The sequence below is a fragment of the Salinibacterium sp. GXW1014 genome (assembly GCF_044769865.1).
Lineage (GTDB): Bacteria > Actinomycetota > Actinomycetes > Actinomycetales > Microbacteriaceae > Homoserinimonas.
Genome location: NZ_JBIZWA010000001.1, coordinates 1,765,924 through 1,785,957, shown reverse-complemented (window position 1 = coordinate 1,785,957; position 20,034 = coordinate 1,765,924). Strand labels below are relative to the sequence as shown.

The window sequence follows — 20,034 nt, the reverse complement described above, 5'->3', positions numbered from 1 at the left end:
GCCGTGGTCAGTTCCAGGCCGTCGTCTCATCATTCGCGTGTGATGCGTCCTGCTGTCGGCGTGCCGCGATGGGGTTCATGTTCTTCTCCATGAGGTCGTGCAGCGCACCCTGCACGAGCTGCGCGCCCGGCACATCGCGCAGCACGACCGGATGCTCGAGTCCCGAGTTGATGAGCACGTCGCCGCTGCCGAACATCGACTGCAGTGCCCGCTGCCGCACCGTGATGTCGTAGCCCCTGCTGTGCAGCAGTTCCTGCCGCGTGCGCGTCGACAGCCCCCGACGGATGACGATGCGCCGGGTCGTGATGACGGTGCGGCTCGCGAGCCAGCGCAGGAGGGGAATGAGCCAGATCAGCGTGAGAGCGAGGCTGCCGAGCCCGAGGAGGAGCGCGTTCTGCCACGGTTCGGGGAACGCCTCGGAGAAGTAGGCGAGCGCCCCGGCTCCTGCGATGAGGATGAGACTCGGCCAGAAGAGTGCGCGGGCGTGTGGCCGCAGGCGCGCGAGCACTCGCTCGCTTGGGGGCGCCGGATCCGCGAACTCGGTGGACATCCCTTATTCATACCTCACGTGGCTCACGTCACCGGCGGCAACCACCTGCCGCGTTCCGGGTCGGTCGTCCCGCTCGATCACGAGCCGCCCCGCCTCGTCGATCTCTACCGCGAGTGCCATGACCGTCTCATCTCCCGGCAGGGTCACGCGCACCCGACGGCCGAGCGTCGCGCACTCCTCCGAGACGAGCGAGCGGATGCCACTGCGCTCCGCATCCCCGTCGTGCTCCTGCAGCGCGGAGTACAGCTCCCGCAACTCGCGCAGGTAGACGGAGAGCGCACGGTCCAAGAGATCGTCGGCCTCGGCCCCCTCGAGCGTGAGGGAGGTCGCCGTCTCGATCGGGAGGGCGTCTTCGGGAATCGTCAGGTTCAGTCCCGCCCCCAGCACGACGGCCGCTCCGCCGTTGCTCGGCGCGACCTCTGCGAGGAGCCCCGAGACCTTCTGCCCGCGAACGAGCACATCGTTGGGCCACTTCACGGCAACCGGCCGGTCATCGTCGCCGGGCAGCACCGACCGCACGGCGCGCGCCATCGCGAGGCCCGCGACGAGGGGAAGCCAGCCCCAGGCATCCGTGCCGAAGCTCGGCCGCAGCAGCACCGAGACCGCGAGCGTCTGCCCCGGCGGGGCCACCCAGGTGCGCCCGAGACGGCCGCGACCCGAGGTCTGCGAATCCGTCGCGACGACCGTGAAGTGCTCGGCACCAGCGGATGCCCGTGCCACCAGTTCCGTGTTGGTCGACCCGCACTCGGGCAGGAACTCGAGAACGGTGGCCTCGGCGCGACTCAGTGGCAGCAGCATCCGTTTAGCGTATCGGGGCAGTGAACCTCCAAGGCTTTTGTCGCAAACCTCCCAAGCCCGGGGAGGGGTGGCCGGTAAAGTGATGCGGGTGACTGCCGACAACGACGCCCCCACTCCTGTTCCCGCCGCAGCCGAGCAGTCGAGCGTGACGCCCATGACGACGGCCGACAAGCTCGCCGACCTCAAGGTTCGCTACCACGAGGCCGTGACCGCGAGCGGCGAGGCCGCGATCAAGAAGCAGCATGCCAAGGGCAAGAAGACCGCCCGCGAGCGGATCGAGCAGTTGCTCGACCCGGGCTCCTTCGTCGAGCTCGACGAGTTCGTGCGCCACCGCACGCACGCCTTCGGTATGGACAAGTCGCGCCCCTACGGTGACGCGGTCGTGACCGGCACCGGCACGATCCACGGTCGCCATGTGGCCGTCTACGCGCAGGACTTCACGATCTTCGGTGGCTCCCTCGGCGAGGTCGCGGGCGAGAAGATCATCAAGGTCATGGACCTCGCCCTTCGCCTCGGCATTCCCATCATCGGGATGCTCGACTCTGGCGGCGCGCGCATCCAGGAGGGCGTCGTCGCCCTCGGCAAGTACGGCGAGATTTTCCGCCGCAACACGATGGCCTCCGGCGTCATCCCGCAGATCTCGATCGTCATGGGCCCCGCCGCCGGCGGCGCGGTCTACTCCCCCGCCCTCACCGACTTCGTCATCATGGTCGATAAGACGAGCCAGATGTTCGTCACCGGCCCCGATGTCATCAAGACCGTCACGGGTGAGGACGTCGGCATGGAGGAGCTCGGCGGCGCGCTGACCCACAACAAGGTCTCGGGCGTCTCGCACTACCTCGCGAGCGATGAGGACGACGCGCTCGACTACGCGCGCACCCTTCTCTCCTTCCTCCCGGACAACAACCTCGCCGAGCTGCCGCTCTACGCGAGCGAGGTCGAGCTCGAGATCACCGACGACGACCGCAAGCTCAACGCCGTCATCCCCGACAGCCCCAACCAGCCCTACGACGTCGGCACGATCATCGAGCACATCGTCGACGGCGGCGACTTCCTCGAGGTGCAGCCGCTCTTCGCGCCCAACATCGTCGTCGGCTTCGGCCGGGTCGAGGGCCGCTCGGTGGGCATCATCGCCAACCAACCCAACGCCATGGCGGGCACCCTCAACATCGAGGCGGGAGAGAAAGCCGCACGCTTCGTGCGCTTCTGCGACGCCTTCAACATCCCGATCCTCACGCTCGTCGACGTGCCCGGCTACCTGCCCGGCACCGACCAGGAGTGGACGGGCGTCATCCGGCGCGGAGCCAAGCTCCTCTACGCCTATGCCGAGGCGACCGTGCCGCTCGTGACGGTCATCACGCGCAAGGCCTACGGCGGTGCCTACATCGTCATGGGCTCGAAGCAACTCGGCGCCGACCTCAACTACGCCTGGCCCACCGCCGAGATCGCTGTCATGGGCGGGCAGGGCGCCGTCAACATCCTGTACCGCAGCGAGCTCAAGGAGGCGGAGGCCAACGGCGAGGATGTCGCGGCCGTGCGCACCCGCCTCGCCAACGAGTACACCTACAACGTCGCGAGCCCCTTCCTTGCAGCTGAGCGTGGCGAGCTCGACGGGGTCATCGAACCCGCGGCGACCCGCGTCATCGTGACGAAGGCGCTCCGCACCCTCGCGACCAAGCGCGCGAGCATGCCGCCCAAGAAGCACGGGAACATCCCGCTGTGACCGATCGCTCCTCGCTCCCAGAGCCGACCTCTCCTGCCGAGATCTCGGTGCTTGCGGGCAATCCCAGCCCGGCCGAGGCCGCCGCGGTCGTCGCGGTCGTGACGTCGGCGATCGATGAGCTTCGCGAGCAGGGCCAGGTGCTGCCTGCGCCCCGACAGGATGCCTGGGCTCGCAGCGCCCGCGGCCTGCGAACGCCCCTCGTGCCGGGAAGCTGGCGCTCCTTCACGGGCTGACGAGCTGGTCTGCCGTTCCGCTCCCTCGACGCATCAGCGTGGGAGCGCTCACATCAGATTTGTCCCCCGATACGTACCCCGAAGTGGGGCCGGAACCCCGGCCGCATCGCAGTATTTCAGGGATATTTGGCAAAATTGTCCCCCAACCGTCCCCCGAAATGACGACTTTGCTGTATGGTTTCGAGCAAGCAACATAGACAGTGCTAGGTGTCACTCCAAGAGTCACACCACCATTCGATAGCCGACTAGGGTAAGCGGGCTAACGAATTGGGGGCGGGTCAGGGCGATATTCGGGTTATCGCCCTGACCCGGGGTCTTGAAGGGCCGGAACCGAGGTTCCGGCCCTTCGCCCGTTAACCCTCCTGCACGACGACGTCAGCAGCGCTGCGGGGAATCTCCAACCACAGCGCCACCTCGGAATCATCGGCATCCGCATCGGAGTGGCCAAGCAGGTTCACCCCGCTCGCCATGAGCCCCACGACGGTCACGGCGACGTCCGATTCATCCGCAACGGTGCGAACGATGATCGTGTCCGCGTCAGACGATCGCATGGCGGCAGCGATCTCGCGGTGGATCCGCTCGCTCTCCTCCGGCGGCAGGTCGTCGAGGCCGCCCTCGTCGAGCAGGGTGACCGTTGCGCCGCGCCGCCGGGCGGCCATGACCTGCTCGCGAACAGCATCATCGAGCAGCGTGCGGCCCCTGATCTCGTCGCGGATCGCCGCCTCGAGGTAGATGCACTCGCGCTGCTGCCCGGGCGTGAGCACCGCCTCGCTCGCAACGATGTGGCGAAGCATGGGGAGCGCCATCCGCGCCGTCTGCCCCAGGCGCGTGCGACGCTCCGAGAGGTGTGCCTCCTGGGCGGTGCGCCATTCGGCCGCCTCACGCTCCGCGACCGAGTACGCCTTCGCATCCCGCTCCGCCTTCGCGAGCGAGCGCTGCAGCATATGCGAGACCCCGACCCAGAGCACGCTGCCGATCACGCCGAGGGAACCGAGCGAGCCCACGCCGGCCCACAGCACCGACTGCACGACGAGGGTACCGACGCCGATCCACGCGAGCAGCTGGAAGCCACGGGCCGAGGTGATGACCATGAGCACGCCGACCGCCGCCACGTGCCACGTGGAGTAGTCGGAGCCGATCTCGTGATCCTCCGGCAGCTGGGTGGCCACGAGCACGGGCAGCAGGATGGCCACGAGCACGTTCGCCGACGCGATCCACGGCGTGAAGCGGCGGTCGACCACCGCGAGGCTCACGATCGTGGCGACCGCATAGAGCACCATCGCGAGCACGACCTGGCCAGGGCGGTTGCCGACCGGGAGGGAGGATGCCGCGAGCACGAGCTGGTACGCCGAGAAGACGGCCCCGAGGGCGATGATCGCGAACTTCGGCACCGCGATGTTCATGCGCTCGACCCCTCCCCCGTCTCGGCTGGCCAATCGATGAAGACGAGTGTGCCCTCGCCGCGCGCGGACTCGATTCTGGCCTCACCGCCGGCTCCGTGCATCCGGTCGATGATCGAGACCCGCACGCCCAGCCGCTCGGACGGGATCTCCTCGACGACGAACCCGACACCGGTATCGCCCACCTCGATGCGCACACCCGCGAGCCCACGACGTCGCATGGTCACCCACCGCGACACACCCTCGGCGCCTGCATGCTGGATGCTGTTGACCATCGCCTGCCTCGTCGCCGAATACAGGGACTCGGCGGCGAGCACGGGCAGAACGGTGTCGCCAAGGTCATCGATCTCGATGTGGAACGGCTGCCCCATCCGCGCCTGGGTCTCGGTGATGCGCCGCGCCACGACCTGCGCGTAGACGCCGCCCCGTTCATCCGGCGGCGCCAACTCGGCCGCCTTGAGGTGCACGATCGCGGTCTTCGCGAGACTCGTCGCCTGCTGCCGGTGCTCGTCGGTCTCGGCCCGGCCGGCCGAGAGAAACGCGCTCAAGACGGTGTCGTGCACGATCGCATCCACCTGCACGCGCTCCACCTCCCGCGCGTGTTCGCCCACGGCATCCAGGTAGCGCGAGAGCGCGGTCGACTGGGCCGCGTCGACCGAGGCGGCGGCCGAGCGCAGCATCGTGATGATCGCCAGCACGGCGCCGCCCAGCAGCACGGAATAGATCACATCGAGTGCCGTGATGGTGGGGTCGGCGCTGCCGCCGAAGACCGAGAGCCGCAGGATGCCGTAGAGCATCGGCGTGACGAGCAGGTAGATGGCGGCAGCCCACACCGTGAACGCGACCGCCGCGGCCGCCGTCGCGACCGTGACCATGAACCACACCCAGGGCCGCTCGACCGCGCTCCAGCCGCCCTCCGCCACACCGGGGATCCAGAAGACGAGCGAGAGCAGGAACACGACCGCGATTGCCGCGTTGGCGAGCCGCGTCCCCTTGCGCAGGATCGACGCGACACCGCTCGCGAGGAGCGCGCCGTAGAACGCGACGACCATCACGGTCCACCAGACGGGATCGATCAGCGCACGCTGGCCGAGTGCCGCTGGCAGGGTCTGCGCTCCGAACAGGATCCCGAAGAGGGCGACGGCGCGCGCGATGACGACCTCGAGGCTCGCCACGCTGATGGGGCGTCTCGGATGCTTCTGCCCCGGCTGGGGTGGGAGCGCGACCGGGCGCTCAGGCGCCATTGAGCGTGTCGACATCCATGCTGGGCAGGATGCCGTCTTCGACAGCCCGGCGCAGCAGGTCCACCTTGGTGGGCGCGGGACGCCCGACCTCCACGTACTTCATGCGGATGCGGTCGAGGTACTCGCGCGCGGTCGAGTAGCCGATGCCGAGCTTCTCGGCCGCAAGCTTGAGCGGCAGGCCCGAGGCGTAGAGGTGCAGGATCTCGCGCTCGCGACGCCCGAGCTGGGCCTTGGCGAAGTCGCTGTCCGCGTCAATCGCGGTCGCCCACTCCAAATTGTTGAGCACCTCGCCCCTCGCGACGGTCTCGACCGCCGTCATGACGATCTGCGTCGCGGAGGACTTGGGGATGACACCGGCCGCCCCTGCGGCGAGCGCCTCACGCACGAGCGCGACGCGGTCGGCGATGCTGTGCACGAGCACGGCGGAGCCGGTGGCCTGCACGCGCTTGACGTTCTCTGTGACGGTCGAACCATCGCCGAGCGACAGGTCGAGCACGACCACATCATTCTCGCGGCCAGCGAGCTCCCGCTCGAACTCCGAGACGGATGCCGCGGCGACGAGGAACTCGTAGCCTGCCTCGATGCACGCTGAGCGCAGGCCGAGCCTGACCGACTCGTGGTCGTCCACGACCGACACCCTCACGGGCGACGCTGGGGTTGCATTCATCGGGTTGGATCTTTCGCTTGCGTCTGAACCTTCGGGCGGCAAACGTCGCCCTCACCAAGCCTAGACCGCGGAGCACCGCGGGGGACGGCGAGTACGCGACATTCCTTCGGTATGTCACTCACGAATGAAACTGGCGACCGCCTCGACGTGGTGCGTGTGCGGGAAGAGGTCGAAGGCGCGCAGGCGTGAAAGCCGGTAGCCACGCTCGCGGAGGAAGCCAGCGTCGCGCGCGAGCGCCACGGGATCACATGCGACGTAGACGAGCTGGGTCGGTGCCAACTCAACGAGCGAATCGATGACCTGTCGGCCGGCTCCCGCCCTGGGCGGGTCGAGCACGACGGTCGCGCCCTCCAGCCGCTGCTTCGACGACGTGAGGTCGCGAAGGTAGCGGTCGACCCGGTTCGTCACGGCGCGCGCGCCGACCCACTCGACGAGGTTCTCAGCCGCGTGGTCGGTCGCGAGCGAGTCGCCCTCGACAGTCGTGATGCGAGTCGTCGGGCCGAAGCGGTCGGCGACGGCGGCCGCGAGCAGGCCGACGCCCCCATAGAGATCTTGATTCGCGGCGCGCGGGTCAAAGCGTTCCGGGTCGATCGCGTCCTGCACCGCGCTTGTCAGCGTCTGGGCAGCCGCACGGTGCACCTGCCAGAACCCACGAACATCCACCCGGAACTCGCGCTCCCCCACGACCTCGGTGATGCGCTGGGGCTTTGGGCGCGTCTTTGACGTCGAATCGCCCGCGAGCACGAAGGCGTTGCCTGCCGACGGCGCAACGATATCGACGTGGGTCGAGCCCGCGAAGCGCTCGTCGAGCGGCGTGATGCGGGCCACCTCCGGAGTCGCGAGGGGCACGGATGCCACGGGCACCACGTCGTGCGACCGCGCCGCATAGGGGCCCAGCGTGCCGTCGGGGGCGACGTGCAGGCGGAGCCGCGTGCGCCAGCCCGTGCCATCGGCTTCGCCCGGGATCGCCTCGACCGCGACATCCGCCGCCTCGATGCCACCCATGCGCTGCAGGGAGTCCACCAGCACCTGGCGCTTCAGCTCGCGCTGGTGCTCGAGGTCGATGTGGCCGAACTCGGCGCCCCCGGCACGCACCTCGGGAGAACGGTCGACGGATGCCTCGGCCCAGACGTGCTCGCGGCGATGCTCTGAGGGCTCGAGCACGCCGACGGTCTCGGCGCGCCAGAACTTCTTCTTCGAGTCATCCGTGATTCGGGCCACGACCCGCTCACCGGGAATCGCATCCGCGACGAAGACGACGCGCCCCTCCATGCGGGCGACGGAGACGCCCCCATGGGCGATGTTGGTAACGTCGAGTTCGACCTCGGTGCCCCGGGACGCGGTGCCATGCGATTCAGCCATCCCTCGAGCATAGGAGCCCACAGATGCCAGAGCGCCGAGCAGACGACGCCCCGGTGCGGCTCTACCTCGCCTCGACCTCCCCCGCGCGCCTCGCGACGCTGCGGGCGGCCGGCGTGGAACCTGCCGGACTCATCAGCCCCGGCGTCGACGAGGATGCGCTCGTCGAGTCGCTGACGTCGTCGCGGGGACCGTTGAGCGCGGCCGAGATGGTCGGAGAACTCGCGCGCGCCAAGGCAGAGGCCGTCGTCGGACGCCTCGTCGAGGGTGAGCCCATCGACGGCTTCATCCTGGGCGGAGACAGCGCCTTCGAGATCGACGACGTCGTGCACGGCAAGCCGCACCGGGATGAGGTCGCGCGCGAGCGCTGGAAGGCCATGCGCGGCCGTCGCGGTGTGCTGCACTCCGGCCACTGGCTCATCGACCACCGCGGCGGCGTGCCGGGACTCGGTGTCGGCCGGGTCGAGGATGCCGTCGTCGAGTTCGCCGACGACGTGACCGACACCGAGATCGACGCCTACATCGCGACACGCGAGCCGCTCTCGGTCGCGGGCGCATTCACGATCGACAGCCGCGGCCAGGCCTACATCCGCACGATCGACGGGCATCCGAGCACCGTCATCGGCCTCTCCGTGCCCGCACTCCGCAGCCTCCTGCGCGAAGGCTTCGGCGTCGAGTGGCACCGCCTCTGGAACCGCTGACCGCACCGCTTGTGAACATGGCTGCGAAAGCATCCGTGATTTTTGTCGTGTGTATCTAAAAATGCGGCCCGGAGGGCGAATAGGCTAAGCAACTATGCCCCGCATTTCGAAGGTCCTCATCGCCAATCGAGGCGAGATCGCCGTACGCATCATCAGGGCAGCGAAAGACGCGGGGCTCGCCTCCGTCGCCGTCTACGCCGATCAGGATCGCGACGCCCGCCACGTGCGACTCGCGGACGAGGCGTACTCCCTCGACGGCAGCACGAGCGCCGAGACCTACCTCGTCATCGCCAAGATCCTGTCGGTCGCGCGCCGCTCCGGGGCCGACGCCGTGCACCCCGGCTACGGCTTCCTCGCCGAGAACGCCGACTTCGCCCGCGCCGTGATCGACGCAGGGCTCACCTGGATCGGCCCCTCGCCCGAGGCCATCGAGAAGCTCGGCGACAAGGTCTCCGCGCGGCACATCGCAGAGAAGGTCGGCGCACCGCTCGCCCCCGGAACCCTCAACCCCGTCTCGGGCGCCGATGAGGTGCTCGACTTCGTCGACCAGCACGGCCTCCCCGTCGCGATCAAGGCAGCCTTCGGTGGCGGCGGTCGCGGCCTCAAGGTCGCCCGCACGCGCGAAGAGGTGCCGGAGCTCTTCGACTCCGCCACGCGCGAAGCCATCGCCGCCTTCGGTCGCGGCGAGTGCTTCGTCGAGAAGTACCTCGACAAGCCCCGCCACGTCGAGACCCAGTGCCTTGCGGATGCCCACGGCAACGTCGTCGTCATCAGCACGCGCGACTGCTCCCTGCAGCGTCGCCACCAGAAGCTCGTCGAGGAAGCGCCAGCGCCGTTCCTCAGCGAGGAACAGAACCGCCTGCTCTACGACGCTTCCAAGGCCATCCTCCGCGAGGTCGGCTACGTCGGCGCCGGCACCTGCGAGTTCCTCATCGGGCAGGACGGCACCATCTCGTTCCTCGAGGTGAACACGCGACTGCAGGTCGAGCATCCGGTGTCTGAAGAGGTCACCGGCATCGACCTCGTGCGCGAACAGTTCCGCATTGCGGAGGGCGGCGTGCTCGACTACGACGACCCCGTTGCGCACGGCCACTCGATCGAGTTCCGCATCAACGGCGAAGACCCCGGCCGCGGCTTCATGCCCGCCCCCGGGCCCATCCACGTCTTCCGCGTCCCCGGCGGGCCTGGTGTGCGCGTCGACAGCGGCGTCACGACGGGCGACGTCATCAGCGGCGCCTTCGACTCGATGATCGCGAAGCTCATCGTCACGGGCGCGACCCGGCAGGACGCCCTCGAGCGTGCCCGCCGTGCCCTCGACGAGTTCGAGATCGCCGGCCTGCCGACCGTGCTGCCCTTCCACCGGGCCATCGTGGCCGACCCGGCGTTCACCTCGTCCCCGTTCAGCGTCTACACGCGCTGGATCGAGACCGAGTTCGACAACACCCTCGAACCGTGGAGCGGTGAGCTCGAGACCGCGGGGCCCAGCCCTGAACGCCGTGCCGTCACGGTCGAGGTCGATGGCAAGCGGGTCGAGGTCAGCCTGCCCGGACGCGTCATCCCCACCGCGGGCGCGCCCGTGCTGCCGCCCGCCCCGCGGCGTCGCGGCGTCAGCGGGTCAGTCGCGACCGCGACCGGCGACTCCGTCAAGGCGCCCATGCAGGCGACGGTCGTGAAATTCGCGGTCGACGAGGGCGATGCCGTCGTCAAGGGCGACCTCGTGCTCGTGCTTGAGGCCATGAAGATGGAGCAGCCCCTCACCGCGCACAAGGACGGCGTCGTCAAGGGCATCAACGCGAAGGTCGGCACGACGGTCTCGTCGGGCCATCTCCTCCTCAACATCGTCTAGCACACCCAGCTCAGGAGCTGGCTTTCACAACTCAGGAGTTGGCTTTCACAACTCAGGAATAGTGTCCAGTGCCCCTTGAGAGCGGCTCGCCCTGATCAGACCGCAGAGTAATGACGGATGCCTCGCCCTGCGTCAACGAGGAGAAGATAATACTCACGCAGCCCTCCCAGTCCCCGACGACCTCTTCGTAGCGCAGACGCACCACAACATAGCCCTGCGCGACCAGCTCCCTGTTGCGACGGGCGTCCTCCACCCTCGCCTCGGGGGTGTCATGGAAGCTGCTGTCGATCTCAATCACGACCTTCGAGCCCACGATCCGAAGATCCACATGGCCGACGCCGGGCACTTCGAACTGCTGCTCAACCTCGACACCAAGTGATTCAAGTCTCTGCCGCGCTAGCGACTCAGTGCCGGACTGTGACCCCGCACGCGCCCGCGCGACCAGGCCCTGATCGGCGGGCGAGGCATCCGAGAAGATCATGGCGAGCTGCGAAGACGTGAGCCCACCCACTTCGATCGCCGTGTCGAGACAGGCCAGCGCAGTCTCGGGATCGCACCACGCGACCACTTGCTTGAGGCTCGTTTCCAGCGTGACTCGCCAGCACTCGACGTCGGGGCCTCGCACCCCTCCGCCCTGCAACCAATGCAGCCGAACAGCGCGGCGGATGAGGTCGCCCGTGAGCGGCTCACCGCGGTCGACAGCGCTCGGGGGTACGACCGTGCGCAGCCGCGACGCGTTATCCGCGACACTCACATGGAGCCGCGTGTCGAGACCGCCCCAGAGACCGTATGACCGGGCAGCAGAAGGTCCGGCAAGCATCCCGCCGACACGTGCCGCCACGATCGCGTCGAGCGATGCCTCCGCACTGGCATACCTGGCCCTACGGATGCGACGGAGCTGCCCCAAGCGCACGGCGCGCGTGATGTCAGTGCCCGAGCATCCGCCTGCCAGGATCTGTTCACGCGTCGCGACGCCGCCGAACTTGTTGACGATTACCACCGGATCGAACATGGCGCCATGCTGCGCCGGACCGGGTTGACCGGGCCGCGCTCATCAACGAAACCGTGAGAGCTACGTATCCGCTGGTGCTGTGAAGGGGCCATTCCTCTCGGCGAAGCGGCCGAACTCCTGAGTTAGCAAGGGTCAGCTCCTGAATTAGGAAAGCCAGACTCCTGAAAAGGGAAGGGGACTCCTGAGTTGGGAAAGCAGACCCTAGTTGACGATGTGGAGGGCTCGCGCCGCGTCGGTGATGCTGCCCGAGAGCGAGGGGTAGACGGCGAAGGCCTGCGCGACCTCGTCGACCGTGAGGCGCTGCTCGATCGCGATCGACACCGGCAGGATCAGCTCGGATGCCCGGGGCGCGACCACGACGCCGCCCACGATCGTGCCCGTGCTGGTGCGAGCGAAGAGCTTCACGAAGCCGTGCTTGATGCCCATCATCTTGGCGCGCGGGTTCTGCGCGAGCGGAAGCTTGTGCACGCTCGCCTTCACGAGGCCGCTCTCGATGTCACTCTGCGTGTAGCCCACGGTCGCGATCTCGGGCTGCGTGAAGACGTTGGAGGTCACGTTGCGCAGCTCGGTCGGGTTCACGGCGTCGCCCATCGCGTGATAGACGGCGGTGCGGCCCTGCATCGAGGCGACGGATGCGAGGGGCAGGAACCCGCTGCAGTCACCGGCCGCGTAGATGTTCGGCACGGAGGTGCGGGCGACACGGTTGACCCGGATGTGCCCCGAGTCGCTCAGCTGCACGCCGGCCTCCTCGAGGCCGATGCCGGCCGTGTTGGGGATCGATCCGACGGCCATGAGGCAGTGGCTGCCCTCGACCGTGCGGCCGTCCGTCAGGGTCGCGATAACCGTGTCACCCTTGCGCACGACGCTCTCGGCACGGCTCTTGTTCATGACGTTCATGCCGTTGCGGGTGAAGACGTCTTCGATGACGCGCGCGGCATCCGCGTCCTCACCCGGCAGCACCATGTCGCGGCTCGAGATGAGGGTGACCTCGGCGCCGAGGGCACGGTAGGCGGAGGCGAACTCGGCACCCGTGACGCCGGAGCCGACGACGATGAGGTGCTCGGGGATGGTGTCGATCGAGTACAGCTGCGTCCAGGTGAGGATGCGTTCGCCGTCTGGCTTGGCGCTGTCGAGCACGCGCGGATGCGATCCGGTCGAGACGACGATCGTGTCGGCCTCGATCTCGTCGAAGTCCTTGCGCGACTTGCCCGACCCGGCCGAGACGACGACGCGGCTCGGCCCGTCGAGGCGCCCGTCGCCCTGCACGATCGTGACGCCGGCGCGGGTGAGCTGCGAGCGCATGTCCTCGGACTGCTGGCGAGCAAGGCGCAGGAGTCGCTGGTTGACAGCACGAAGGTTGACGGCGATCTCGGGCCGCACCGGCCGCCCCGACTCGCCGCGCGCGAAGAACTGCACGCCGAGGTCGCCCGCCTCGCCGATCGCGTTGGCCGCCTCGGCCGTCGCGATGAGGGTCTTGCTGGGCACGACATCCGTCAGCACGGCGCTGCCGCCGACACCGACCCGCTCGACGAGCGTGACCTCCGCGCCGAGCTGGGCCCCCGCGAGCGCTGCCTCGAACCCTCCTGGGCCTCCCCCAATGATCGCGATCCTGTGCTTGCGCTCGAATTTGTCGGCCATGACAAACATTCTCTCGCACCTTCCGAACATTCCATGTGAAAGCGACAGGAACTCCGCAGCGGGCATCCACCCGGGCGCCCTGCTCCGCAATAGAGTGGTCGGATGACACGTGAGCCGATCACTCAGAGCCAGATCACTCAGAGCCACCCCCTCGACGACCCGGCAACGGACCCCTTCGAGGTTGCCGCCGCCGCCGCAGCAGACATCGCGCGGCTCACGGGCGTCGAACGCCACGACATCGCCCTCACGCTCGGCAGCGGCTGGGCGAAGGCCGCCGACCTCATCGGCGAGACGACCGCCACGATTCCAGCGACGGATGTCACGGGCTTCAGCCGCCCGGCGCTCGAGGGTCACGTGGGCTCGCTGCGCTCCGTGCTCCTGCCGAGCGGAAAGCGGGCGCTCGTGATCGGCGCGCGCACGCACTACTACGAGGGCCACGGGGTGCGCCGCGTCGTGCACAGCGTGCGAACCGCCGCGGCGACGGGCGCGACGACCATGATCCTCACGAACGGCGCCGGCGGCATCAAGGAGCACTGGACTCCCGGCACGCCGGTGCTCATCAGCGATCACATCAACCTCACTGCGGATTCGCCGCTCGAGGGTGCGACCTTCATCGACCTGACCGACCTCTACTCGGCGCGCCTGCGGGAACTCGCGAAGGGCATCGACGCAAGCCTCGACGAGGGCGTCTACTGCCAGTTCCGCGGCCCCCACTACGAGACCCCCGCCGAGGTGCAGATGGCGAAGGCGATCGGCGGCCACATCGTCGGTATGTCGACCGCCCTCGAGGCCATCGCGGCCCGCCAGGCGGGGATGGAGGTGCTCGGAATGTCCCTCATCACGAACCTCGCCGCGGGCATCCAGTCGACCCCCCTCAGCCACGAGGAGGTCATCGAGGCCGGCCGCGCCGCCGAGCCCGTCATCAGCCGCCTCCTTGCGCAGATCGTGAGCGCGCTGTGAGTGCCCAGCGCGACGAGGTGCCGGGCGACGTCGACGAGGCTGGCGAGGAGCTGCGCCCGGAGAAGGATGTCATCGCCGCGGCATCCGCGTGGCGCAACCAGGACCCGGATGACGAGACGCGGGCCGAGCTCGACGGGCTCATCAAGGCTGCCCGTGCTGGTGACGCCGAGGCGATCGCGGGCCTTCGTGACCGCTTCGACGCCCGGCTCGTCTTCGGCACCGCCGGCCTCCGCGGCGAGCTCGCCGCAGGGCCGAACCGCATGAACCGCGTGCTCGTCTCACAGGCGGCCGCCGGCCTCGCCGCGTACCTCCTCGGCCACAACGACGAGCCCTCGGTCGTGATCGGCTACGACGGTCGCAAGAACTCCGACGTCTTTGCGCGCGACACCGCCGAGATCATGACGGGCGCGGGCGTGCGCGCCATCCTGCTGCCCCGCATGCTGCCGACCCCCGTTCTCGCGTTCGCCGTGCGGCATTTCGACGCGAGCGCTGGCGTCATGGTCACCGCCTCCCACAACCCGCCGCGCGACAACGGCTACAAGGTCTACCTGGGCGGCGAGTCGCAGGGCTCGCAGATCGTCTCCCCTGCCGACGCCGAGATCGAGGCCCACATCAGCCGCATCGCGAGCGAGCGAACGATCGACGCCCTGCCCCGCTCGACCGCCTACGTCACGGCGGACGACGAGGTCGTCGACGAGTATGTGCGGCGCACGGTCGAACTCGCCCCGCGGAAGGCCGCGCCCCTCCGCTACGTCTATACGGCGATGCACGGCGTCGGCCTCGAGGTTGCCCGCCGCGTCTTCCTCGCCGCGGGCTTCCCTGAGCCCGTGCTCGTCGAGGAGCAGGCGCAGCCCGACGGCACGTTCCCCACGGTCGCGTTCCCCAACCCTGAGGAACCCGGCGCCATGGACCTTGCCTACGCGAAGGCAAGCGAGGTGGGTGCCGACCTCATCATCGCGAACGACCCCGACGCCGACCGCTTGGCCGTCGCGGTTCCCGAGGCTGACGGATGGCGCAGGCTCAGCGGCAACGAGGTGGGCGCGCTGCTCGGCTGGCGAGCGGCGGAACGGCTGGCGGCGTCGGGCGAGAAGAGCGCCCTCGCGGCATCCGTCGTCAGCAGCCCTGCCCTGCGCCATATCGCGCAGCACTACGGGCTCGACTACGCCGACACCCTGACGGGCTTCAAGTGGGTCTCGCGCGTCGACGACCTCGCCTTCGGCTATGAGGAGGCCCTCGGCTACCTCGTCGACCCAGGCAAGGTGCGCGACAAGGACGGTATCTCGGCCGCGCTCGACTTCCTCGGCCTCGTGTCGGACCTGGCCGACGCCGGCACCAACATCGAGGAGCACCAGGCGCGGCTCGACCGCGAGTTCGGCACCTTCGCCTCCTCGCAGGTGTCGCTACGTGTCACCGACACGAGCGTCATCGCAGACATCATGGCGCGACTGCGCAATGAACCGCCGCGGGCGCTCGGCACGCACGTCGTCGACTCGATCGACGACTACGCGGAGGGCATCGGCGCGTTCCCGCCGAGCGACATACTGCGCATCAACCTCGCGGGCGGGTCGCGCGTGATCGTGCGACCCAGTGGCACCGAGCCCAAGCTCAAGGCCTACATCGACGCGGCCGTGTTCGACGGTGACGTCGACATGCGTCGCGCGGCTGCCGAGGCGGTCGTGAAGGAGCTCGAACAGGCTGTGCGCGACCTCATCGCCTAGGGCTGGCTGCGTCTGGCGCTGGCCTCGTCTTGGGCTGGCGGCTCAGCCGCCCATGATGTCGAGCACCTGCTCGGCCGTACGAGCGCTCCGCAGGGCTGCGATGGCGCCCGGGTCATTGAAGATGTTGGCGATCGCGGCGATCGACGGCAGGTGCGTGTCTGGGCGCAGCGCCGCAAGCCCCAACACGACCGAGACCGGGTCGTTGTGCGGATGCCCGAATGCGACCGACTCGGTCAGCGTCACGACCGAGAGGCCGTCCGCGAGCACCTCGGGTCCCGGGCGGGCATGCGCGAGCGCGAGCCCGGGAGCGATGACGACGTAGGGGCCGTGCTCCTCGATCATCCGCACCATCTCGTCGGAGTAGCGTGGAGTCGCGAATCCTGCCGCCGCGAGTGCGTCGCCAGCGAGGCGCACGGCATCACGCCAGTTCTTCGCCTCGGCGCGGATGACGACACCCGATGGATCGATCGCGGGAAGCGGCATCAGGCGTCCTCGAAGCCGGCGCTGATGGCATCCAGCAGATCGAGTCGCTCCTCGAGCGGCAGGAAGGCAGCGGCAGCGGCGTTGCGCTGGAAGACCTCGAAGTCGGCACGGTCATAGCCGAACGCGTCGGAGAGGAGCGCGAGCTCCGCCGTGAGCGAGGTGCGGCTCATGAGCCGGTTGTCGGTGTTGACCGTGACCCGGAAGCCCAGCTGGTAGAGCAGGTCGAAGGGGTGGTCGACGATCTCTTCGCCCCACGCCGCGATCGCCCCCGTCTGGAGGTTGCTCGACGGGCTCAACTCGAGCGCGATCTCGCGATCCTTGACCCACTGCGACAGGCGGCCAAGCGTCACGTAGGTGGCCTCGTCATCGCTGCTGTCGATCTCGATGTCCTCCGCGATGCGCACCCCGTGGCCGAGCCGCAGCGCACGCCCGTCGACGAGGGCACTGCGGATGCTGTCGAGCCCGTCAGCCTCGCCCGCGTGGATGGTGGCGGGGAAGTGCTGCTCGGCGAGATAGTCGAACGCCGCCCGCGCCCGGCTCGGCGGGAACCCCGCCTCGGCCCCAGCGAAGTCGAAGCCCACGACCCCGTTGTCCCGGTGCCGCACGGCGAGCTCCGCGATCTCGAGGCCGCGGTCAGCGTGGCGCATCGCGGTCACGAGCTGGCCCACCCGGATCGAGTGACCCGAGCGCGCGGCATCCGTCACGCCTGCATCCAGGCCCTCCTGCACGGCCTCGACGACCTCATCGAGGCTGAGGTCGCGAGTGAGGTGCTGCTCCGGCGCCCAGCGGATCTCGCCGTAGATGACCCCGTCGGCGACGAGGTCATGCACGAACTCGCGGGCGACCCGCTCGAGTCCCTGCCGGGTCTGCATGACGGCCGTCGTCACATCGAAGGTCTTGAGGTAGTCGACGAGCGACCCCGAGTCGGCACTCTCGGCGAACCAATCGGCCAGCGCCGTGGCATCCGTGGCCGGCAGGTCGAGCGAGATCTCGTCGGCCAGCTCGATGATCGTCTGCGGCCGCAGTCCCCCATCGAGGTGGTCGTGCAGCGAGACCTTGGGCAGAGCGGCGATCTCGGCAACCCCTCCGGGCAGCAGCGGGGCATCAGGCGACGTTGTCATCCCTCAAATCTACCGCCCCTTCCCTCGCCCGAGAGTTGCCATATGGTCTGGTTTGGCAGGCTCAAGCGACCATCTGACCACTCTCGCCATGCGGAAAGTGACCTTCACAAGACGAACTCGGTCGCGCTGGCTGTGGAAAGCGAGAACCCGAGCGGTCTCCCGGCCACGCTTGGGTGATGCCGCGCCGCGATGAATTGCCCGACCCCCTGCGGGAGCGGGTGTTCTCAGTGGCGAGCGGCCACGAACATGGACTCACGCGGGGGCGCATGCGCTCCGCCGACCTGTCACGTCCGTTCCACGCTGTGCGAGCCCCTACGCCACCCACAACAACGCTCGATCTCGCGCGCGCCTACGCATGCCGGATGTCACGGCACGCGTTCTTCTCACATGTGACGGCTGCGCGGCTCTGGGGCATCCCCCTCCCCACCCCCCCCTCGAGAGGCCCGACCGTCCCCTTGACGTCAGTGTGCCCACCGGTTCGGTCGTGCCTTCGGGACGCGGCATCCGCGGGCACCACATGCTGATCGACCAGACAGATGTCGTGGAGTTCGAGGGCCTGCGGGTTACCTCCCCGGCGCGGACATGGTGCGACCTCGCCGGCCTGCTGAACCTGCACGACCTGATCGCGGCTGGCGATTCTGTGCTGTGGTGGAGGCGTCCGCGCTTGTCACGCACATCGAGGGCGCAGTTCTGCGCGACCGCCGAGCGGCATCGCGGCCGGCGGTGGCGGGAGAAGCGGCTCGCGGCGGAACGTCGACTGACCGATCGCTCCGATTCGTGGGCGGAGTCACTCATCCGCTGCAGTGTCATCGACGCCGGCCTGCCCGAGCCCGACGTGAACATCGAGCTGTACGACCGCCTCGGCAACTTCCTTGCCATGACCGACCTCAGCTGGCGCCGGTACATGGTCAGCGCGGACTATGAGGGTGACATACACCGCACGGACGCAAAGCAATGGGCGAAGGACCTCGCCCGCGTGCCGCGACTCGAGAACGCCGGATGGCTGCACCTTCGCGCTGGACGGACCGACCTCCGCGACCCGCGCCACTTCATCCGCCACCTGACGCTTCGCTTGCAGCGGCGCGGGTGGTCAGCGCCCGAGTAGGGCGCACGAGAGTGGCCAAATGGTCACCCAAGAGCCCTCCGCTGAACCATTTGGCCGCTCTCGCAAGAGTGGAAAGGACGAGCGGACGAGCGAGCGGATGAGCGAGCGGATGAGCTGGAGACGGATGCCCGGGCTACGCGATGCGGTCGGCGATGAGCGGCTGCACCTCGAAGGGCGTGCCCGGCTCCGCGACCTCGTACGCGCCCTCGAGCGACTCGAGTGCCCGCTTGAAGCGCTCCGGCTCGTCCGCGCTGAGCGTGAAGAGCGGCTGGCCCTTCGTGACCGTGTCACCCGGCTTCGCGTGCAGGTCGATGCCCGCCGCGTGCTGCACGGGGTCCTGCTTGCGGGCGCGACCGGCGCCGAGACGCCACGCGGCGACGCCGAAGGGCAGGGCCTCCTGCTTCACGAGGATGCCGTCACGGTCGGCCGTCACGACGTGCTGCTCGCGGGCAACCGGCAGTGCGGCATCCGGGTCTCCGCCCTGGGCGCTGATCATGGCGCGCCAGGTGTCCATCGCGCGGCCGTCCTTGAGGGCCGCCTCGACATCCGCGTCGGGCTGGCCCGCCAGCGCGAGCATCTCGCGGGCGAGCGCGACCGTGAGCTCGACGACATCCGCCGGGCCGCCACCCGCGAGCACCTCGACCGACTCGCGCACCTCGTTCGCGTTGCCGATCGTGAGCCCGAGGGGCACGTTCATGTTCGTGAGGAGCGCGACCGTCGCGACGCCCGCATCCTTGCCGAGCGCAACCATCGTCTCGGCGAGCTCGCGGCTGCGGGCCGGATCCTTCAGGAAGGCGCCCGAGCCGAACTTCACGTCGAGCACGAGCGCTGCCGTGCCCTCCGCGATCTTCTTCGACATGATCGACGAGGCGATGAGCGGGATGGCCTCGACCGTTCCCGTGATGTCGCGGAGCGCATAGAGCTTCTTGTCGGCGGGCGCGAGGCCGGCACCGGCCGCGCAGATGACAGAGCCGACGTCTTCGAGCTGGGCGAAGAACTCCTCGTTGCTGAGGTCGGCCCGCCACCCCGGGATCGACTCGAGCTTGTCGAGCGTGCCGCCAGTGTGGCCGAGGCCGCGGCCCGACAGCTGGGGAACCGCGACGCCGAAGGATGCCACGAGCGGCGCGAGCGGCAGCGTGATCTTGTCGCCGACCCCACCCGTGGAGTGCTTGTCGGTCGTGGGCTTCGAGAGCGAGTCGAAGTTCATCCGCTCCCCACTCGCGATCATCGCGAGGGTCAGATCGCGGATCTCCTGGCGCTCCATGCCGTTGAGGAAGATCGCCATCGTCATTGCCGCCATCTGCTCATCGCCGACGTAGCCGCGCGTGTAGGCGTCAACGAGCCAGTTGATCTGCTCGGTGCTCAGCACACCCTTGTCGCGCTTGGTGTGGATGAGGTCGACCGCGTCGAACTTCTCGATGGCCATGGTAGTGCTCCTTGATCTGGCCGGGTCGGCCGTGGTGGCGTCGAGCCGCC

General features: G+C 68.8%; 18 protein-coding genes. 7 read left to right on the top strand and 11 right to left on the bottom strand.

Annotated elements, in window-relative coordinates; translation table 11 throughout:
• Positions 1-7: 7 nt before the first annotated feature.
• Positions 8-550 (bottom strand): PH domain-containing protein, encoded by a 543-nt coding sequence (locus ACIQK7_RS08800; RefSeq protein ID WP_403023436.1) that lies wholly within the window; start codon positions 548-550, stop codon positions 8-10.
• 3 nt (positions 551-553) lie between these two features.
• Positions 554-1,348 carry a biotin--[acetyl-CoA-carboxylase] ligase gene (locus tag ACIQK7_RS08795; RefSeq protein ID WP_403023433.1) on the bottom strand — a complete coding sequence of 265 codons (795 nt, stop codon included), beginning with the start codon at positions 1,346-1,348 and terminating at the stop codon, positions 554-556.
• Between the two features lie 154 nt (positions 1,349-1,502).
• Here ACIQK7_RS08795 and ACIQK7_RS08790 point away from each other — a divergent pair, with 154 nt between their 5' ends.
• Together ACIQK7_RS08790 and ACIQK7_RS08785 are read left to right on the top strand one after the other, a co-directional pair.
• Positions 1,503-3,071, top strand: a complete 1,569-nt coding sequence (locus ACIQK7_RS08790) for an acyl-CoA carboxylase subunit beta (RefSeq protein WP_403024027.1) — start codon at positions 1,503-1,505, stop codon at positions 3,069-3,071.
• Positions 3,068-3,304: an acyl-CoA carboxylase epsilon subunit gene (locus ACIQK7_RS08785; RefSeq protein ID WP_403023430.1), complete on the top strand. Its 237-nt coding sequence runs from the start codon at positions 3,068-3,070 to the stop codon at positions 3,302-3,304. Before ACIQK7_RS08790 ends, ACIQK7_RS08785 begins: the two co-directional genes overlap by 4 nt.
• Before the next feature lie 353 nt (positions 3,305-3,657).
• On the opposite strand, the gene ACIQK7_RS08780 is transcribed toward ACIQK7_RS08785, so the two are convergent.
• The 4 genes from ACIQK7_RS08780 to ACIQK7_RS08765 all read right to left on the bottom strand — a co-directional run bounded on the left by ACIQK7_RS08780 (position 3,658) and on the right by ACIQK7_RS08765 (position 7,977).
• Positions 3,658-4,707 carry a hypothetical protein gene (locus ACIQK7_RS08780; protein WP_403023427.1) on the bottom strand — a complete coding sequence of 350 codons (1,050 nt, stop codon included), beginning with the start codon at positions 4,705-4,707 and terminating at the stop codon, positions 3,658-3,660.
• The gene (locus ACIQK7_RS08775; RefSeq protein ID WP_403023424.1) at positions 4,704-5,948 is read right to left on the bottom strand and encodes a sensor histidine kinase; all 1,245 of its coding nucleotides are present in this window, start codon (positions 5,946-5,948) and stop codon (positions 4,704-4,706) included. The genes ACIQK7_RS08780 and ACIQK7_RS08775 overlap by 4 nt, the downstream gene beginning before the upstream one ends.
• On the bottom strand, positions 5,938-6,615 hold the full coding sequence (locus tag ACIQK7_RS08770) for a response regulator transcription factor (protein WP_147720509.1): 678 nt from the start codon (positions 6,613-6,615) through the stop codon (positions 5,938-5,940). The genes ACIQK7_RS08775 and ACIQK7_RS08770 overlap by 11 nt, the downstream gene beginning before the upstream one ends.
• Before the next feature lie 114 nt (positions 6,616-6,729).
• A complete protein-coding gene (locus tag ACIQK7_RS08765; RefSeq protein WP_403023419.1) occupies positions 6,730-7,977 on the bottom strand; it encodes a class I SAM-dependent RNA methyltransferase in 1,248 nt (415 codons plus the stop codon).
• Between the two features lie 23 nt (positions 7,978-8,000).
• Here ACIQK7_RS08765 and ACIQK7_RS08760 point away from each other — a divergent pair, with 23 nt between their 5' ends.
• Together ACIQK7_RS08760 and ACIQK7_RS08755 are read left to right on the top strand one after the other, a co-directional pair.
• Positions 8,001-8,675, top strand: coding sequence for a Maf family protein (locus ACIQK7_RS08760; RefSeq protein WP_403023416.1), 675 nt, complete (start codon positions 8,001-8,003; stop codon positions 8,673-8,675).
• 94 nt (positions 8,676-8,769) lie between these two features.
• On the top strand, positions 8,770-10,521 hold the full coding sequence (locus tag ACIQK7_RS08755) for an acetyl/propionyl/methylcrotonyl-CoA carboxylase subunit alpha (protein ID WP_403023413.1): 1,752 nt from the start codon (positions 8,770-8,772) through the stop codon (positions 10,519-10,521).
• Positions 10,522-10,573: 52 nt separating this feature from the next.
• Here ACIQK7_RS08755 and ACIQK7_RS08750 read toward each other — a convergent pair whose 3' ends face one another.
• Together ACIQK7_RS08750 and ACIQK7_RS08745 are read right to left on the bottom strand one after the other, a co-directional pair.
• Positions 10,574-11,533, bottom strand: a complete 960-nt coding sequence (locus ACIQK7_RS08750; protein ID WP_403023410.1) for a DUF559 domain-containing protein — start codon at positions 11,531-11,533, stop codon at positions 10,574-10,576.
• A gap of 201 nt (positions 11,534-11,734) precedes the next feature.
• Positions 11,735-13,171 carry an NAD(P)H-quinone dehydrogenase gene (locus ACIQK7_RS08745; protein ID WP_403023408.1) on the bottom strand — a complete coding sequence of 479 codons (1,437 nt, stop codon included), beginning with the start codon at positions 13,169-13,171 and terminating at the stop codon, positions 11,735-11,737.
• 102 nt (positions 13,172-13,273) lie between these two features.
• On the opposite strand from ACIQK7_RS08745, the gene ACIQK7_RS08740 reads away from it, so the two are divergent.
• The gene (locus tag ACIQK7_RS08740; protein ID WP_403023405.1) at positions 13,274-14,131 is read left to right on the top strand and encodes a purine-nucleoside phosphorylase; all 858 of its coding nucleotides are present in this window, start codon (positions 13,274-13,276) and stop codon (positions 14,129-14,131) included.
• A gap of 50 nt (positions 14,132-14,181) precedes the next feature.
• A complete protein-coding gene (locus ACIQK7_RS08735) occupies positions 14,182-15,849 on the top strand; it encodes a phospho-sugar mutase (protein WP_403024024.1) in 1,668 nt (555 codons plus the stop codon).
• 42 nt (positions 15,850-15,891) lie between these two features.
• Here the strand turns inward: ACIQK7_RS08735 and ACIQK7_RS08730 are convergent, their stop codons facing one another.
• Both ACIQK7_RS08730 and ACIQK7_RS08725 read right to left on the bottom strand, forming a co-directional pair.
• A complete protein-coding gene (locus ACIQK7_RS08730; protein WP_403023403.1) occupies positions 15,892-16,332 on the bottom strand; it encodes a PTS sugar transporter subunit IIA in 441 nt (146 codons plus the stop codon).
• Entirely contained in the window at positions 16,332-17,453 is a 1,122-nt protein-coding gene (locus ACIQK7_RS08725) for an adenosine deaminase (RefSeq protein ID WP_403023400.1), read from the bottom strand. Before ACIQK7_RS08725 ends, ACIQK7_RS08730 begins: the two co-directional genes overlap by 1 nt.
• 484 nt (positions 17,454-17,937) lie before the next feature.
• Between ACIQK7_RS08725 and ACIQK7_RS08720 the strand changes: the two genes are divergently transcribed.
• The gene (locus ACIQK7_RS08720; protein ID WP_403023397.1) at positions 17,938-18,558 is read left to right on the top strand and encodes a hypothetical protein; all 621 of its coding nucleotides are present in this window, start codon (positions 17,938-17,940) and stop codon (positions 18,556-18,558) included.
• A gap of 133 nt (positions 18,559-18,691) precedes the next feature.
• Here the strand turns inward: ACIQK7_RS08720 and ACIQK7_RS08715 are convergent, their stop codons facing one another.
• Positions 18,692-19,984 carry a thymidine phosphorylase gene (locus tag ACIQK7_RS08715; RefSeq protein ID WP_403023395.1) on the bottom strand — a complete coding sequence of 431 codons (1,293 nt, stop codon included), beginning with the start codon at positions 19,982-19,984 and terminating at the stop codon, positions 18,692-18,694.
• Positions 19,985-20,034: the final 50 nt, after the last annotated feature.